A 14,209-nucleotide genomic window follows, 5' to 3' on the forward strand; every position below is an offset into this window, starting at 1 on the left:
TGTGCCCGGAGGTGCCCGTGAAACGTCTGTTGCCCGCATTCGCCGCACTGCTTCTGCTCGTGATTCCCGCACCGGGCCGGCCCGCTGCGGCCGCCGCGCCCGGGGGATATCAGGTGGGGGTCGGCATCGGTGACATCACCGGGGAGGCCGCCGAGGTCGGCATGCTCGGTTATGCCGACCCCACCCAGACGACCGCCGGCCTGGCCTCGCGGCTGTGGGCGCGGGCCTTTGTCGTCGCCGACGGGTCCGGCAACCACGTCGCGTTTGTCAGCACCGAGATCGACTTCGTCACGCAGGCTGTGCAGGTCGAGGTGCTCAAGCGGCTGCGGGCCAAGCACGGCAGCACCTACACCGACCAGAACGTCGTGCTCACCGCAACGCACACGCACTCGGCGCCCGGGGGCTACTCGGAGTACATGTTGTGGAACCTGACGACGCTCGGGTTCGAGGCGCCGGTCTTCGAGGCGATCGTGGCGGGGATCGTGCGGGCGGTCGACAGCGCCGACGCGGACCTCGCGCCCGGGAGTGTGAAGATCGCCGAGGGGAACCTGGCCGGGGCGAACGTGAACCGGTCGATCGAGCCGTTCAACGCCAACCCGGCGGCGGACAAGGCGCGCTTCCCGGACGCGGTCGACACGCGGATGACCGTGCTGAGGTTCGAACAGGGCGGGCGGCCCGTCGGGCTGATCGACTTCTTCGCCACGCACGGCACGTCCATGACCCCGGCGAACCACCTGATCAGCGCCGACAACAAGGGGTACGCGGCGCACGTCATCGAGGACGAGGTGCACGGCGTCGACTGGGCGCACCGGGGTGACTTCGTGGCCGCGTTCGCGCAGACCAGTGCCGGGGACATGTCGCCGAACCTGCGGAACGGCGGCGCGCAGGGGCCGACCGACGACGAGTTCGAGAACACCCGGATCATCGGGCAGCTGCAGGCCGGCAAGGCGCAGCAACTGTTCGACAGCGCCACCGAGGAGTTGTCCGGGCCGATCGCCGCGCGCGGCCGGTACGTCGACTTCTCCGGTGTGCAGGTCGGTGGCGCGTACACGCCGGACGGGCAGGCGCACACGACGTGTCCCGGGGCGCTCGGGCAGAACTTCACCGCGGGTGCCGAGGACGGGCCCGGCCCGCCGATCGTCGACGAGGGTGACCTGAACACCAACCCGCTGCTGCTGGTCGCGGGCATCGTGGTCAACCCGACACCGGCCGCCGTCCGCGCCTGCCAGGCGCCGAAGGACGTCTTCCTCGGCACGGGCAGCCAGAACCCGCCGTGGACGCCGCAGGTCATGCCGCTGCAGGTCCTGCGCATCGGCCAGCTCGCCATCACGACCGCGCCGGGCGAGTTCACCATCGTCGCCGGGCAGCGGGTCCAGGACGCGGTCGCCGCCCAGCTCGGCGGCGTGACGACCCACCAGATCCTGGCCGGGTACGCGAACGCCTACGCCGGATACGTGACCACGCCCGAGGAGTACGACCTCCAGCACTACGAGGGCGCGGCGACACACTTCGGGCGGTACACGCAGTCCGCGTACGCGCAGGAGCTGGCGAAGATCGCGGCCGCGCTGCGGGACGGGCAGGCCACACCCAGCGCGGTGCAGCCGCCGTCGCTCGCGCAGAACAGGTTCAGTGTCCGGCCCGGTGTCGTGCTGGACACCCCGCCGCTGGGCAAGTCGTTCGGCAGTGTCGTCACCCAGCCCGCCGCCTCGTACGCCCGGGGCGCGGACGTGCGGGCCGACTTCGTGACCGGGCACCCGAACAACAACCTGCGGGACGAGGGGACGTTCCTCGAGGTGCAGCGGCAGAACGGCAGCATCTGGCAGACGGTGGCCACCGACTCCGAGTGGCAGACGCTGTACCGGTGGAAGCGCGAGTATCTCGGCGTCTCCACGGCGCAGATCACCTGGACGATTCCCGCGGACGCGGCGACCGGCACGTACAGGATCGTGCATCACGGGGATGCCAAGGGCCTGACCGGCACGATCCGGCCCTTCACCGGAACCAGCCGCACTTTCACCGTCACTCCATAGCGGTCGCCCGTGGCGGCGCTCGCGTCCTTTGGGCGCGAGCGCCGTTGACACCTGTTGTGCGCAATAACCGAAATGGCAGGAAATCCGCAGTACGCCGGTTCGTGATCGTGGGCATCTCCGCCGTGGTCGTCGCCGCCGGGGGCGCCGCGCTCGCCGAGGTGGTGTCCAGCACGCCCACGCCGGCCCCCTCGTTCAACGGCCCGGTGTACGCCGTCGCCCACAGCGGCGACGTCGTCTACGTCGGCGGCTCCTTCACCGGCGCGATCGTCGGCACCAAGACGGTCAAGCGGGAGCGGCTGGCGGCCTTCAACGCGCGGACGGGCAGCCTGCTCGACTGGAACCCCGGCGCCGACGCCACCGTCCGTGCCCTCGCCGCGGACGGTCCGACGGTCTATGCCGCGGGGGACTTCGACCGGGTCGCCGGGATGGCCCGGGACGCCGTGGCCTCCCTCGACGCGACCACCGGCAAGCTGGGCGCGCTCAAGCACACGGTTCTCGGCCAGCCGAACGCTCTCGCCGTCGCCAACGGCCGGCTCTACGTCGCCGGGCGGCTCACCGCGGTCGACGGCGCGCCGCGGACGAACCTGGCCGCGTTCAGCACTGCCACGGGTGCGCTCGACACCTGGGCGCCGACCACCGACGTGGCCGTCGACGCGCTGGCCGTCGCGGGCACCCGGGTGTTCCTCGGCGGCGCGTTCCACAAGACCAACGGTGTGAGCTCGACGCTGCGCCTCAGCGCGGTCGACGGTGTCACCGGTGCCGTGGACCGCAGCTTCCTGCCCAAGCCTGTCTCGAAGGTCTTCGCCCTCGCGGCCGACGCGAACGGCGTCTACGCGGCCCTCGGCGGCCAGGGCGGCCGGGCCGTCGCCTACACGTTCGGCGGCGCGGCCCGCTGGACCCGCGTCTTCGACGGCGACGCGCAGGCCATCACCACGCTGGGCGGCATCACCTACGTCGGCGGCCACTTCGACAAGGCCTGCACGACCACGAACAACGGCGTCAAGGGTGTCTGCACCGACGGTTCCGTGCCGCGCGTCAAGCTCGCGGCGGTCGACGGCGCGGGCAACCTGACCGACTGGGCGCCGCAGGGCAACGGCGTGGTGGGTGTCCGCACGCTGGCCGCCAACCCGGCGAACGGCCTGCTCAGCGCGGGCGGCGACTTCACCACCATGAGCGGCGCGGCGCGCAAGCGGTACGCGTCGTTCGGCGGCCCCAGGGCCGGTGAGACCTCCCCGGTCGTCCCGCCCGCTCCGCCGTCGCCGTACGTGGCGGCGTACAACTTCGACTCGACGGTCACCGACGGCACGTTCGACGACGGTTCCGGCAACGGGCACCTGCTCAAGACGCTCGCCGTCAACGGGGGCGCGCTGCAGACCGTCCGGCACGGCAACGGCCAGGGTCTCGCGTTCCCCCGGAAGTGCTCGGGAGCGAATTGCCCCCGGGTCGTGCTGCAGGCCACCGACGTGCCGGACCTCAACCCCGGTACGAAGAACCTGAGCTACGGCGCGGCCGTGCTGCTCTCCCCGGCGGAGACCTCGTCGGGTGAGAACGTCATGCAGAAGGGCTTCTCGACCGCTGGTGGCCAGTACAAGCTGCAGATCGACGGCATCTCCGGCAAGCCGACCTGCGTCATGAGCGACAAGACGGCCTCCGCTATCCACGTCGCCAAGGGCACCAGCTCGGTCGCCGACGGCGACTGGCACTCCCTCGAGTGCCGCCGCGCCGGCACCGAGCTGACGATCGTCGTCGACGACCAGGAGGCCGGCAGCACCACCGTGCCGGCCGCGCTCGAGGTCGTCACGCCGCAGCCGCTGAGCCTCGGCGGCAAGGGCACCGGTGCCAACAACGACCAGTTCCACGGCAGCATCGACGATGTCTGGATCAGCATCGGCTGACGCCGCCCGTCGAAGGGGGCCCGGTCCGGAAGGACTGCGGCCCCCTTCGCCGTTCCCGGGTACGGTCAGTGACCGATCCGGGGGCCGACCCCGTCCTTGAGGGGGAAGCCACCGAATCACCGGGAGTGAACTTTGGACCAGAACCTGCGAGGACTCTTCGCGGAGGCCCTCGACGACGAACCCGCACTGCCGGCCGGGAGCCTGGCCGAGGCGGCGATGACCGACGGCGCGCGGCTGCGACGGAAGCGCCGGCTGTTCGCGGGCGCCACGGCCGCCGCGGTGGCGGCCACCGTTGTGGTCGCGCTCAACGTCATCGCGCCCGGGCCGGACCCGGCCGCGCAGGTGGAGGCGGGTGCGGCGCTGCGCGTGCCGGTCAAGCCGGGCTGCTCGACACCGGCGGACCGGCGCGCCACCGACGTGTCGATCTTCCTGACCGATGACATCACCACCGGGCAGCGCGACGACCTGCGAGCCGTACTGGCCCACGACCCCCGTGTGCGCGAGTTCCGCTTCGAGGACCGCAAGGAGGCGTACCAGAAGTTCGTGGAGCTGTGGAAGGACTCGCCGGACTTCGTCAAGTCGGTCGGGCCCGCGGCGCTGCCGGAGTCCTTCCGGGTCGCGCTGGCCCAGCAGAACGCTTTCCCCGCCGTGGCCACGATGCTGCAGAAGCAGCCCGGCGTGCAGGACGTCGTCGGCAACCTGTGCTCCTGGGAGGGCGAGTGACCGACGTGTCGGTGGTGTCCTCCGAAAGCAGTGAACGCGCCCTCCCGCTGACGGGGCGTGCGGCCCGCGACGCCGAGTTCACCGCGTTCGTCGCGGCTTCGGCACCCCGGCTGCGGCGGCTCGCGTACCTGATGTGCCGCGACTGGCATCTCGCCCAGGACCTGACCCAGACCACCCTGGCCAAGATGTACGCGTCGTGGTCCCGGATCTGGCGCACCGCAAATCTGGAGGCGTACAGCAGAAAGGTCCTGATGAACACGCTCCTGGACCAGAAGAAGCGGCGCAGCGACTCCGAGGTCGTCCTGGCCGAACTGCCGGAACCGCCCGCGCGGCCGGCGGGCAGCACCCGCGAACTGTCGGTGACCCTGCTGGAGGCTCTGGCGACACTGCCGGTGCACGACCAGGCCGTGGTGGTGCTCCGCCACTGGGAGGACCACAGCGTCGACACCGTCGCCGAGATCCTCGGCGTGACCCCCTCGGCGGTGAAGATGCGCAACGCCCGCGCCCTGAGCCGCCTGCGCGCCCTGCTCGGCGACGACTTCCCGGACCCGTGAAGCCGGGCCCGGCGGGTGGCGGGCCGGCGCCGGAGGACACCGGCCCGCCACCGGGCCTCTGCGGCTGAGGATGGAAGCCGCAGAGGTGGGTCAGGCCGCGTAGACCTCGAAGGAGGAGGCCTGGCCCGCCGGCCACGCGGTGTTGGCGGTGAAGGTCACCCGGACATGGCGGACGGTGGCGCGGGTGAAGGTGACGCTGACCTGGTTGCCGGTCGCCGGGTTGAAGGTGCGGCCGGTGGAGCCGGACAGGGTCGTGAACGAGCCGCCGTCCGTGCTGCCCTGGATCTGCAGCGTCTGCGTGCGGGTCTCCCAGCCGGGCGGGAGCTTCAGGACGACGCGCGCGACCGCGGTCGCCGAGCCGAGGTCGACCTGCAGCCACTGGGGGAACGCGTTGTTGGCGCTCTCCCAGTACGAGCCGGGGTTGCCGTCGACCGCGTTGCCGGCGCCGTACACCTGGGTGTGGCTGCTCTCCGCGGCCGGGCGGCCGGCGGCGAGGTCGCGGGTCGGATCGGGTCCCGGGTCGGGGTTGCCGGTGACGATCGGCGGGGTCGGGCGGGTGGCGGTCAGGGGAAGCTGGCCCTTGAGCATCCGGCCGCCGTCGGTGGTGATGCGCAGGTAGTAGTCGGAGGAACAGGCGGTGCCGTCCTCGTCCAGCGCGCGGATGCCCGAGCCGGCCGGGACCCAGGCGGCGGTCGGTGCGGTCTTGGCGATCTGGTTGCCCTCGTTGAACTCGTCGAACATCGAGACGTAGAGGCCCTGCGAGCCGAGCCGGATCATGTTGTAGAGGCTGCGCCAGTAGTAGTCGCCGTGGCGGCGGTGCCCGGACGAGAGGTCACCCGGGAGTACGCAGGGCTGGTAGTCGATGCCGTGCGCCTGACAGTCCGCGTAGTCGCCGACGTTGGCGTTGGCGTAGTACGAGTCCAGGTCCGCGAGTGTCGACGCGCGGCCGACCATCCACGGCGAGATCATGTTGAACGCGTGGTAGACGTCGCCGAAGCCGGGGCGGGAGTCGTTGATGCCCTGACGCCACCACGTGGGGACACCACCGATGACGTAACAGCCCTGGGCCTTGAACCAGTTGATGACCTCGAGGCACGGTCCCGGTGCGAAGGGCCGGCCCGGGTCGTCGAAGCCGAAACCCCAGATGCAGACGACCGGCTTGCCGTTCTGCCGTGCGTACGCGGGGGAAGCCGTGAGCGCGGACATCTTGGTCGTCCAGTCGGTCTTGAGCTCCGACTGCATGTTCGTCCAGCCCGTGACGTCGTACATGATGTAGAACTTGCGGCCGGTGGCCTCGGCCGCGCCGCGGACCTTGACCGCCATGGCATCGCGGGTCGGCCCTTCGTCACCGAAGGGGTTGAACCGCTGGAGCGCCGCGGTGTCGATGGCGTACTGCTGCATCCACCGGAAGTGCGTGTCGACCGTCTGCTGGTCGTAGGACGAGAAGAGCCGCGCGGGCTGGCCGTTGCCGAGGTTGGGGTAGGCGGTGGGGTAGCCGTGGGTGAGGTCGGTCAGGTCCGGCCAGGACACGATCGTGGTGTTGCCGGGTGACGGGGGCTGGAAGCGGTCGCGGCTCCAGTGCCACCAGCCGCCGATCGGGGCGTTGTCGCCGGGGCAGGAGAACCAGCCCTGGTAACCGACGCTGATCTTGCCGACGACGTCACCGGGTGGTGAGGCCGCGGCGGCGGGTCCGGCGGCGGTCAGGACGGCGGGGATCGAGGCCGCGGCGGAGCCGGCGGCCACAGTGGACAGCAGCGTACGACGGGATACGGGCACGGGGATGCTCCTCTGATCCGAACTCGACGGAGTGGGGATGACGGATCGACGGTCATCGTGGCAGTGCGCGACACATTCCCGCAATAGTTGAACCAAGGTCTGAAACATTCGCGCCATGATCCCGAAAGAAAGCGGGGGAGCAGGCTCTGAGATCTCTACCCTTACGTGAGAGTAGGGTTCCGGATCATGTCGACCCTGTTGTCCCCGCGTGTGCTGCGCACCGAGGTGCTCGCCGGCCTCGTCGTCGCGCTCGCGTTGATCCCCGAGGCCATCTCCTTCTCGATCCTGGCCGGGGTGGATCCGCGCGTCGGGCTGTTCGCGTCCTTCACGATGGCGGTGACGATCGCGATCTGTGGCGGCCGGCCGGCGATGATCAGCGCTGCGACCGGCGCGATCGCCCTGGTCGTGGCCCCGCTCGTCCGCGAACACGGACTCGACCATCTGATCGCCGCGGTCATCCTCGGCGGCCTCCTGCAGATCGTGCTGGCTGTTCTCGGTGTGGCGAAGCTGATGCGGTTCATCCCGCGCAGCGTCATGGTCGGCTTCGTGAACGCCCTGGCGATCCTGATCTTCACGGCGCAGGTCCCGCACCTGATCGGTGTGCCGTGGCTGGTCTACCCGCTCGTGGCGGTGGCGCTGGCGATCATCGTGCTGCTGCTGCGGCTGACGACCGTCGTGCCCGCGCCGCTGGTCGCGATCGTGCTGCTGACCGGCTTCGCCGTCCTCACCCACGTGACCGTGCCGACCGTCGGCGACGAGGGCCGGCTGCCCGACAGCCTCCCGGTCCCGGGCCTCCCCGACGTCCCCTTCAGCTGGGCGACCCTCACGATCATCGCCCCGTACGCCCTGGGCATCGCCCTCGTCGGGCTGATGGAGTCGCTCATGACGGCCAAGCTGGTCGACGACATCACCGACACGCGGTCGGACAAGACACGGGAGTCGTGGGGCCAGGGTGTGGCCAACATCGTCACCGGCGTCTTCGGGGGCATGGGCGGCTGCGCGATGATCGGCCAGACGATGATCAACGTGAAGACCTCGGGCGCCCGGACCCGGCTCTCGACCTTCCTGGCGGGGGTCTTCCTGCTGGTGCTCGTCGTGGCGCTCGGTGACGTGGTGGCTCTGATCCCGATGGCCGCGCTCGTCGCCGTCATGATCATCGTGTCGGTGTCCACCTTCGACTGGCACAGCATCGCGCCGGCGACCCTGCGGCGGATGCCCGCGGGCGAGATCGTCGTGATGGTGGTGACGGTCGCGGCGACCCTGCTGACCCGCAACCTCGCCATCGGCGTGGTCCTCGGTGTCCTGGCCGCGATGGTCATCTTCGCGCGGCGGGTCGCGCACCTGGCCGAGGTCACCAGCACCCTGGACGAGGACGGCGCGCGACGCGTCTACGCGGTGCACGGAGCGCTGTTCTTCGCGTCCAGCAACGATCTGGTGCACCAGTTCGACTACGCGGGCGACCCGGACACCGTGGTCGTCGACCTGTCGGCGGCGACGATCTGGGACGCGTCCTCGGTCGCCGCCCTGGACGCGGTCACCACCCGGTACGAGGCGCGGGGCAAGACGGTGCAGATCGTCGGCCTGAACGAGCCCAGCGCGCGGATGCACGACGCCCTGGCCGGGCATCTGCGTGCGAACCACTAACGTGACGTCATGATGCAGATCGGTGAGGCCGCCGAGCGGGTCGGGCTGAGCATCCGGACCATCCGCCACTACGAGGAGACGGGCCTGATCACCCCGTCGGCCCGCAGCGACGGCGGTTTCCGGCTCTACACCGAGCCCGACCTGGCCCGCCTCGCCGTGGTGAAGAGGATGAAGCCGCTCGGCTTCACCCTCGAGGAGATGCGGGACCTGCTCGAGGTGCTCGACGCCCTGGAGGCCGGCACCGCCCGCGGCGACGAGCTGGCGGCGCTGCGCGACCGGCTCGCGATGTTCCACGAGGCCGCGCTGGTCCGGGTGCAGGCGTTGCGGGAGCAGCTGGACACCGCGGAGGGCTTCGCCCGGCAGATCCAGGACCAGATCGACGTGCACGGCTGACGCCGGGGCGGACCGCCCCGGCGTCATGATGCGGATCAGTCCTGGGCGACCGGGCGGCGGGGGAGCCACCAGGCGAGGATCGCGCCGGCCGCGATGATGCAGGCGCCGACGACGACCGCCGGCACGAGACCGTCCACGAAGGACTGGCGGTTGCTGTAGTCACCGTACGAGCTGAAGACCGAGGCCAGGACCGCGACGCCGACGGCCACGCCCAGTTCGCGGATCGTGTTGTTGGCGCCGGAGGCCACGCCGCGTTCCCGGGCGGAGACGCTGGCGAGGGCCATCGTGCTGATCGGCGCGAAGGTCAGGCCCATGCCCACGCCGGCCAGGACGAAGGGGATCACCAGGTCGCCGTAGCCGACCGTGGTGGTCGAGGCCAGGGCGATCCAGAGGACGCCCGCAGCGAGGAGCGTCTGCCCGGCGACGATGAGGTTCCGCAGGCCGAGACGGTCGGCGAAGATGCCCGCGAGGGGCGCCACGACCATCGGCGCCATCGTCCACGGCAGCGTCCTGATGCCGGCGTCCAGCGGACTCAGGCCCTGCACGACCTGGAAGAACTGGGCGAGCAGGAAGACCGCGCCGAACGTACCGGCGGAGAAGGTCAGCGTGACGACGTTGACGATGCTGAAGCCACGGGAGCGGAAGAGCGACAGCGGCAGCATCGGTGCCGAGTTGCGGCGCTGCCAGGCGATGAACGAGCCGAGCAGAACGACCCCGCCGATGAGCATCGCCAGGACGCGGGCCGACGACCAGCCATGGTCCGGGCCGTCGACGACACCCCAGACGAGCAGGAGCATGCCGGAGGCGGAGAGCAGCAGGCCGAGCGGGTCGAGCCGGACGGCGCCGCCACGGGACTCCCGCAGCACGGTCGCGGCCAGCACCACGGCGATCACGCCGACGGGCACGTTGAGCCAGAAGATCCAGGACCAGTCGAGGCCCTCGACGACCGCGCCGCCGACCACCGGGCCGACCGCGACGCCGAGACCGCTGATGCCGCCCCAGATGCCGACCGCCGCGTTGCGCATCCGGTCGGGAACCGCCTGGGCCAGCAGGGTCAGGGAGAGCGGGGCGACGGCGGCACCGGCGAGGCCCTGCACGGCGCGGGCGGCGGTCAGCATCCACGCCTCGGTGCTGAGCGCGGCGGCGGCCGAGGCCAGGGTGAAGAGCACGATGCCGCCGAGGAACATCCGGCGGCGGCCGAGGCGGTCGCCGAGCGCGGCCGCGGTGAGCAGGAAGGCCGCGAAGGGCAGCGTGTACGCGTTCACGAACCACTGCAGGTCCGTGAGGGAGGCGCCCAGTTCGGTGCGGATGACCGGCAGTGCCGTGGTCACCACCAGGTTGTCCAGCGTGACCATGAAGATCGGGATGCCCACGGCGGCGAGCACCGCCGCGAGGGGGCGGGACCTGCGGTTGTCCGCTGATTCGGCGGGCCGCTCGGGTGCGAGGGTGCTCATGGGAGCTCCTAGTTGTTATTCACTGATAACTACGAGCTGAACTTAAGTTATCAACTGATAACCTGTCAACATGACGAGGACCCGCCTGACCGCCGAGCAGCGCCACGAGCAGCTGCTCGGGGCCGCCCTGACGGCCTTCACCACCGGTGGTTACGCCGGCACCACCACCGATCAGGTGGCGCGCCTGGCCGGCGTCTCCCAGCCGTACGTGATCAGGCTCTTCGGCACCAAGCAGCAGCTGTTCATCGCGACCGTGGAGCACGCGTCGAGCCGGATCGAGGAGCGGTTCCGCGCCGCCGCCGCACAGCAGGCCGACCTGTCCGCGCTGGGCTCGGCCTACGACGAGCTGCTGGCCGAGCGGGAGCTCATCACGGTTCTGCTGCACGGTTTTGCGGCCGCCGCGGACCCGGCGATCGGCCCGGTGGTCCGGGACTGTTTCGGCCGGCTCTACGGCGTGGTGCGCGAGCTGACCGGCGCCGGCGCGGAAGAGACCCGCGACTTCTTCGCCTACGGCATGCTGTTGACGGTGCTGGGTGCGATGAACGCCGTCGGGCCGGGTGCGGTGGCCACCGACGGCCCGCTCGCCGCGCTGGTCGGCAGTCTCGGCGACGACAAGGAACCGGCCGCAAAAAACTTCTGATCACGACTGCACACACGGCGGCGAGGAAGCGTTCTAGTGGATGTGACCTTCGAGCAATTCGCGGTGGCCCGGCTTCCCAGTCTGCTGCGCTACGCGGTCGTCCTGACGGGCGATCGTGATCTGGCGCAGGACGTCGTGCAGGAGGTGCTGGCCAGAGCGCAGGTCAAATGGCGACGGATAGACAGCGCTGACTCACCCGAGGCGTACGTGCGCAGGATGGTGCTCAACGAGTACCTCTCCTGGCGGCGGAGCTGGGCGGCTCGCAACGTCCATGCCGTCGGCGAACGACTCGTCGACATCGACGATGCCCGGGGCGGGGTGCACGACCACGCCCAGGACGTCGTGGAGGCCGACGAGCTGTGGAACCGGTTGTCCACGCTCGGGCGCAAGCAACGAGCGGTGCTCGTGCTGCGCTATTACGAGCAACTGGAGGACGAGGCGATCGCCGACCTGATCGGCTGTTCGCCGGCCACGGTCCGCAGCCACGCCTCGAGGGCATTGAAGAGTCTTCGGCTCACGTCGGAGAAGCAGACCAGGATCCACGCCGAGGAGAAGTCGTGACCGACCACGGAGACCAGCTCCGCAGAGCCTTCGAGACCCATGAGAACGAGGCCCCGGATCCGGCCCAGGTTTATGCCCGGGTCCAGGAGCTGGCCAAGGGATATCAGTGGCGCCGGCGTGGCGCCCAGGTCGCGGGTGGCGCGGTGCTCAGCGCCGGCCTGATCGCCGGTGTGCTCAGCGTCCCGTCGCTGTTCCCCGGTTCCGCGCCGAACGACAGTGTGGCGACCGCGCCGAACATGCAGGTGGGTGCCGCCCCCGCAGCGAGCCCGTCCGTGAAGCCGTCGGCGTTGCCGAAGGAGTCGGAGGAGCCCGTCAACATCGTCGACGCGCACCAGGCGGAGTACGACGCCTTCTTCGGGGCCGGCTACGAGTTCGCGGACGCCGAGAAGCTGGCCAAGATCTGGAAGATGCCCAAGAGCGACATCGACGCGGTCAAGATCGCCGCCGGCAAGAAGCTGATCCAGGGCAAGAAGCTCCCCGTCAAGCCGAACCCGGCCAACGTGGTGGACGCCAAGAAGGAGAAGCAGGTCAACGCCTTCTTCGAGGCCGGTTACGACGTCGAGGACGCGGTCAAGCTCTCGAAGATCTGGAAGCTCGACACCGCGTACGACGCGAAGGTGGCCGGCGGCAAGCGCCTGCTGGCCGGGGAGACCCTGCCGCTCAAGCCGTGACACCGGTGCTGCACCGGCGTACGGGGTTCGAGATCGAGCTGATGGCCCCGCCAGGCGTCAGCCGGCGCACCCTGGCCCAGGATCTGGCCGCCCGTCACGGCGGCCAGGTCCGGCCGGTGTGGCATCACGACAGCGAACCGTCCCTGGTCCCCGGGCTGGGACGGTTCCTGCACCTCACCCAGGGTTTCGAGGTCAGCCGGGCCGATGGCAGCCCGCTCTGCCTGCTCGTCGACGACATCACCCTGAGCGACGGGCTCGACCGGCGTGCACCCGTGCTGCCGGGCTGGTTCCGTGTGCTCAGCGACGACACCCGGCTGCTGCGACTGCTCGAGGCCCACTGCGATCCGGCCGGCCGGATCGACACGGTGCTCAACGCGGCGGCGAAGCTGTGGGGGACCACCGTCGAGGAGATCTCGGGGGTGTTCCGGCTCGACGACGCGGGCGGGTCGACCATCGCGCTGGCCGTGCCGCAGGGCGCCGAGCGCGAACGACCCTGCGAGATCGTCACGCCGCCGCTCACGGGCGATCACGGCGCCGCGCTCGAGGAACTGCTGGGACCGGCCCGGGAGCTCGGCTTCACCGTGCCGGTCGAGGCCGCCGTGCACCTGCACCTGGACGGCGCGCCGTTCCGTGACCCGCACGCGTTTGCCAACGTCGTGCGGCTGTTCGCCTATTGGCGGGAGCCGCTGCGCGTGGTGCTGCAGACCAACCCGGCCTGCCGCCGGCTGGCGCCGCTGCCGCAGCCGCTGGTCGACGCCGTGGCGGGCGAGCCGTCGTGGGACGACCTGGTCACGGCGGCGGACGAGGGTGGGCTGACGAAGTTCTTCGACGTCAACCTGACCCAGCTGCTGCGGGACACCCCGGTCCGGGACACGATCGAGATCAGGATCCTGCCCGGTGCGATCGACACGGGCGACATCCTCAACCGCGCGGCCCTGGTCGAGCTCCTCCTCGACCGCTGCCTCGCCGCGGAGCCGATCCCGCCCGCACCGGACGATCCGTCCGAGGCCGTGGACGGGCTGCTCGGGCTGGCCGCCGAGGCGCTGGCCGGCCGCTGAAGCCTCGATACCTCCAGGGTATCGGGGCTGACCCAGACGGTCTTGGAGGTCGGCCCCGGGTGCGGACAGCATCGAGGCATGAGCGAGAAGACCGTTGCGCTGATCACCGGCGCGAACAAGGGAATCGGATACGAGATCGCCGCGGGCCTGGGCGCTCTCGGCTGGGCCGTCGGCGTGGGTGCCCGCGACGACGGACGCCGCGAGGCCGCGGTGGAGAAACTCCGGGCGGGCGGCGCGGACGCGTTCGGGGTGCCCCTCGACGTGACCGACGACAACAGCGTCACCGCTGCCGCGCGACTGATCGAGGAGCGCGGCGGACGTCTCGACGTGCTGGTCAACAACGCCGGCATCACCGGTGGCCGGCCGCAGGAGCCGTCGCGGGTCGACCCGGCGATCATCCGGACCGTCGTCGAGACCAACGTGATCGGCGTCGTCCGGGTCACCAACGCGATGCTGCCGCTGCTGCGGCGGTCGGCGTCACCGCGGATCGTGAACATGTCCAGCAGCGTCGGGTCCCTGGCCCGGCAGTCGGGGGTGGGTCGCGAGCTCACCACCGGACCGATCGCCGTTGCCTACTCGCCGTCCAAGACCTTCCTGAACGCCGTGACGATCCAGTACGCCCGCGAGTTCCAGGGCACGAACATCCTGATCAACGCCGCTTGCCCGGGGTTCGTGGCCACCGACCTGAACGGCTTCCGCGGGGTGCGTACGCCGGAACAGGGTGCCGCGACGGCGATCCGGCTCGCCACCCTGCCGGACGACGGCCCGACCGGCGGCTTCTTCGAGGACGAGGGAGAGGTCCCCTGGTGA

General features: G+C 70.7%; 13 protein-coding genes. 11 read left to right on the top strand and 2 right to left on the bottom strand.

Going from position 1 to position 14,209, the window contains the following annotated elements:
* Positions 1-17: 17 nt before the first annotated feature.
* The 4 genes from AFR_RS20145 (at position 18) to AFR_RS20160 (ending at position 5,202) form a co-directional block, all read left to right on the top strand.
* Positions 18-2,030: a neutral/alkaline ceramidase gene (locus AFR_RS20145; protein ID WP_041842451.1), complete on the top strand. Its 2,013-nt coding sequence runs from the start codon at positions 18-20 to the stop codon at positions 2,028-2,030.
* A 107-nt stretch (positions 2,031-2,137) separates the two neighbouring features.
* On the top strand, positions 2,138-3,925 hold the full coding sequence (locus tag AFR_RS20150; protein WP_238547309.1) for a LamG-like jellyroll fold domain-containing protein: 1,788 nt from the start codon (positions 2,138-2,140) through the stop codon (positions 3,923-3,925).
* 132 nt (positions 3,926-4,057) lie between these two features.
* The gene (locus AFR_RS20155) at positions 4,058-4,648 is read left to right on the top strand and encodes a permease-like cell division protein FtsX (RefSeq protein ID WP_023362641.1); all 591 of its coding nucleotides are present in this window, start codon (positions 4,058-4,060) and stop codon (positions 4,646-4,648) included.
* A complete protein-coding gene (locus tag AFR_RS20160) occupies positions 4,645-5,202 on the top strand; it encodes a SigE family RNA polymerase sigma factor (RefSeq protein WP_023362642.1) in 558 nt (185 codons plus the stop codon). The genes AFR_RS20155 and AFR_RS20160 overlap by 4 nt, the downstream gene beginning before the upstream one ends.
* A 90-nt stretch (positions 5,203-5,292) precedes the next feature.
* On the opposite strand, the gene AFR_RS20165 is transcribed toward AFR_RS20160, so the two are convergent.
* A complete protein-coding gene (locus AFR_RS20165; RefSeq protein WP_023362643.1) occupies positions 5,293-6,978 on the bottom strand; it encodes a glycoside hydrolase family 99 protein in 1,686 nt (561 codons plus the stop codon).
* A gap of 186 nt (positions 6,979-7,164) precedes the next feature.
* Here AFR_RS20165 and AFR_RS20170 point away from each other — a divergent pair, with 186 nt between their 5' ends.
* Together AFR_RS20170 and AFR_RS20175 are read left to right on the top strand one after the other, a co-directional pair.
* A complete protein-coding gene (locus AFR_RS20170) occupies positions 7,165-8,622 on the top strand; it encodes a SulP family inorganic anion transporter (protein ID WP_023362644.1) in 1,458 nt (485 codons plus the stop codon).
* Between the two features lie 9 nt (positions 8,623-8,631).
* Positions 8,632-9,015: a MerR family transcriptional regulator gene (locus tag AFR_RS20175; protein WP_023362645.1), complete on the top strand. Its 384-nt coding sequence runs from the start codon at positions 8,632-8,634 to the stop codon at positions 9,013-9,015.
* A gap of 35 nt (positions 9,016-9,050) precedes the next feature.
* Here the strand turns inward: AFR_RS20175 and AFR_RS20180 are convergent, their stop codons facing one another.
* On the bottom strand, positions 9,051-10,469 hold the full coding sequence (locus AFR_RS20180; protein ID WP_023362646.1) for a DHA2 family efflux MFS transporter permease subunit: 1,419 nt from the start codon (positions 10,467-10,469) through the stop codon (positions 9,051-9,053).
* 70 nt (positions 10,470-10,539) lie between these two features.
* Here AFR_RS20180 and AFR_RS20185 point away from each other — a divergent pair, with 70 nt between their 5' ends.
* From AFR_RS20185 to AFR_RS20205, 5 genes are all read left to right on the top strand, one after another.
* The gene (locus AFR_RS20185; RefSeq protein ID WP_023362647.1) at positions 10,540-11,109 is read left to right on the top strand and encodes a TetR/AcrR family transcriptional regulator; all 570 of its coding nucleotides are present in this window, start codon (positions 10,540-10,542) and stop codon (positions 11,107-11,109) included.
* 42 nt (positions 11,110-11,151) lie between these two features.
* Positions 11,152-11,670 carry a SigE family RNA polymerase sigma factor gene (locus AFR_RS20190; RefSeq protein WP_041842455.1) on the top strand — a complete coding sequence of 173 codons (519 nt, stop codon included), beginning with the start codon at positions 11,152-11,154 and terminating at the stop codon, positions 11,668-11,670.
* Complete coding sequence (locus tag AFR_RS20195) at positions 11,667-12,341, top strand: hypothetical protein (RefSeq protein WP_023362649.1); 675 nt, start codon at positions 11,667-11,669, stop codon at positions 12,339-12,341. Before AFR_RS20190 ends, AFR_RS20195 begins: the two co-directional genes overlap by 4 nt.
* A complete protein-coding gene (locus tag AFR_RS20200; protein ID WP_023362650.1) occupies positions 12,338-13,399 on the top strand; it encodes an amidoligase family protein in 1,062 nt (353 codons plus the stop codon). Before AFR_RS20195 ends, AFR_RS20200 begins: the two co-directional genes overlap by 4 nt.
* A gap of 78 nt (positions 13,400-13,477) precedes the next feature.
* Positions 13,478-14,209, top strand: coding sequence for an SDR family oxidoreductase (locus tag AFR_RS20205; protein WP_023362651.1), 732 nt, complete (start codon positions 13,478-13,480; stop codon positions 14,207-14,209).

It is taken from the genome of Amorphoplanes friuliensis DSM 7358 (assembly GCF_000494755.1).
Lineage (GTDB): Bacteria > Actinomycetota > Actinomycetes > Mycobacteriales > Micromonosporaceae > Actinoplanes > Actinoplanes friuliensis.